Source organism: Desulfocurvus vexinensis DSM 17965, from assembly GCF_000519125.1.
Taxonomy (GTDB): Bacteria; Desulfobacterota; Desulfovibrionia; order Desulfovibrionales; family Desulfovibrionaceae; genus Desulfocurvus; species Desulfocurvus vexinensis.
The window spans coordinates 1-1,322 of the sequence record NZ_JAEX01000054.1 but is presented as its reverse complement, the minus strand read 5'-3'; the positions used below and the strand labels follow the sequence as shown (position 1 = coordinate 1,322).

Sequence of the window (1,322 nt, the reverse complement as noted above, 5' to 3'; positions counted from 1 at the left end):
ATACAGAACAAAAACTCCCTGAAAGCATATGCACTGGATTACCCCTTCGGCGGATACGGATCGTTCCCGTGGCTGTCCTTGTTCTGGATCTTCCCGTCCTTGCCGTAGATGTAGAACTCGGTGCCCTGGTTCTGGCTGATCTTGCGCCCGGCATCAACGGCATCCTGCTTCTTGTCGAAGTGACAGCTGCTACGGGTCGCGCCGTCTTTCTTGACGTCCCAGCCTCCATTGGCTTTCCAAATTAGATGATGTGATCCGGGATGCTCGATAAACACTTCCAAAAATAATTTTCACGTAAATTTAAGCATTCCGTAACAATACATTAACAATGCCCGGGTAGTTTGCCATGGTCATATAGATATATAGCCAGAAGGAAACGAAATGAGTTCGTAAAAAACGGAATGCCAGGAGACCGCTTGCCTTCTGAAGGTAATTTGGCTGAGCAGTTTGGTGTAAATCGACACACCTTGCGCAGGGCTGTTGATGAACTCATTACTGCGGGAATGCTTGAACGATTACATGGCATCGGTGTTTTTGTTTCAGAAAAACATCTTGATTATAAATTGAAATCAAAAACACGGTTCACACAGACGTTGCATGATTTGGGAATGACAACAGATTGTGAAGTCATGAGAAAAAATGTCATCGAAGCTCCAAAAGGAGTGGCGGACGCCCTGAAACTGAAAAACAAGCGAGATGTTTTATGGATTGACACATTGCGTTATGCGGACGGCATTCCCCTTTGCGTTATTTCCCATTTTTTACCGATTTCGCCGTTTGGGGATTCTTTGCGTGATTATGACGGCGGCTCTCTTCATGAAGTACTTAATGATCAATTCGGCCCGTTGTTGCGTCTGGAAAGTTTGATCACCGCTGTCGTTGCCCCTGAAGACGATGCAAAACTACTGCGCGTAGTCAACGGACAACCGGTTTTGCGGGTTAAGAGCCTGAATGTTCTTGAGCAGGACAATACCCCGGTGGAATACGCGGTAACAAGATTTCGGTCAGATATGATTCAGTTGCGAATCGACATGAACGACAGCGTTAATCATTGGATGTGAGATTTAACGAAATTGAAACATTCACGACACGTAACGATAACATGCGCACTGTATCTTTATTGCTGTCGACAGGATCAGGCGGTCTGATCATGTCTAGATAACTATACCAGATAAGGAGAAAGAAGAGATGAAGACGGTCTTGAAAAAAATTGGTGTTTTTTGCGCCGGAGTGGCGGTATCAGCCATGCTTGTGCTTCCGGCTGTGGCCGGAGAACTCGTCATGGGTCTGATTCCGGCCGAAAACAACGAAGAGATGATCAA

The 1,322-nt window shown here is 46.0% G+C and carries 2 protein-coding genes; one reads left to right on the top strand and one right to left on the bottom strand.

Annotation, left to right across the window (positions count from 1 at the left end):
* Positions 1-38 precede the first annotated feature (38 nt).
* Complete coding sequence (locus tag G495_RS21405) at positions 39-275, bottom strand: DUF2188 domain-containing protein (RefSeq protein ID WP_235619606.1); 237 nt, start codon at positions 273-275, stop codon at positions 39-41.
* A gap of 66 nt (positions 276-341) precedes the next feature.
* Here G495_RS21405 and phnF point away from each other — a divergent pair, with 66 nt between their 5' ends.
* Complete coding sequence (phnF, locus tag G495_RS21400; RefSeq protein ID WP_084458341.1) at positions 342-1,061, top strand: phosphonate metabolism transcriptional regulator PhnF; 720 nt, start codon at positions 342-344, stop codon at positions 1,059-1,061.
* Positions 1,062-1,322: the final 261 nt, after the last annotated feature.